The 893-nt window shown below is 67.3% G+C and carries 2 protein-coding genes; one reads left to right on the plus strand and one right to left on the minus strand.

Annotated elements, in window-relative coordinates; genetic code table 11:
• A partial coding sequence (locus ACI3KU_RS18965) for an ISL3 family transposase (RefSeq protein ID WP_404923891.1) occupies positions 1-775 on the minus strand: 775 nt, incomplete at its 3' end.
• On the opposite strand from ACI3KU_RS18965, the gene ACI3KU_RS18970 reads away from it, so the two are divergent.
• On the plus strand, positions 662-893 hold a 232-nt coding region (locus tag ACI3KU_RS18970), incomplete at its 3' end, for a hypothetical protein (RefSeq protein ID WP_404923892.1). The two genes, ACI3KU_RS18965 and ACI3KU_RS18970, sit on opposite strands and share 114 nt — an antisense overlap.

Raw genomic sequence — 893 nt, forward strand, 5'->3', positions numbered from 1 at the left:
GAGTCCGGTCTAGGGCGTCGCCTGCGAGCCGGACGACATGGAACGGATCCATCACCAGGACCGCGTCGGGGAGTTCCTCGGTCGCGGCGGTCTTGAACCCACTGAATCCGTCCATCGCGACGACCTCGATCGCCTTCGACCATTCCTTGGGTCGGCCGGCGAGCCACTGCTTGAACACTGCCTTCGAGCGACCCTCGACCATGTCCAGCAACCGGGCCGGGCCCGTCTTGTCGCGGGCGGGGGTGAGGTCGATGATCACGGTGACGTACTTGTCGCCGAACCTCGTGTGACGCCAGACGTGCTCGTCGACACCGATCGTGGTGACCCCGTCGAAGCGGGCCGGCTCGTCGATCAATCGCCGCTTGCCCTCGGCGATGATCGCGGTGTTCGCTGTGTGCCACGACACCCCGAGCCCTGCCGCGGCGCGAGAGACAGTGAGATGATCGACGACGATCGCCGTGAGCGCCCACCCAATCCCACCACGAGAGATCCTCGCCCGTGGCGCCGCAGCCTTCGCCGTGTCCTGCCGCCACGTCCGCTTGCAGTGACCACACCGATACCGGCGCACACGGACCAGCAGCGTCGTGGGTCGGTGCCCGAACGGCTCGTGCGCGAGCGGCCGCGTCACCGTGTCCCGCGGGACGCCCTCAGACCCGCACTGATGACACCACGGGTCGTCGTCCACGACGCGACACTCCAACACCGCCCGATCCGGCTCGATCAACTGACCCACGGCGACGAGCCCGAGCTCGTCGAGACGGCAGAACGTGGTCAGGTCAGGGGTCGCGAACGTAGGCTGGTGCAAGTCGAGGTCTTCCGGCGGATGGTCAGTGTGAGAACTTCCATCCTGGAAGACCTCGACGCCTATCCGCGAACCAACCGCCCGCCCTCGC

Source organism: Microbacterium sp. ZW T5_56, from assembly GCF_044987425.1.
Lineage (GTDB): Bacteria > Actinomycetota > Actinomycetes > Actinomycetales > Microbacteriaceae > Microbacterium.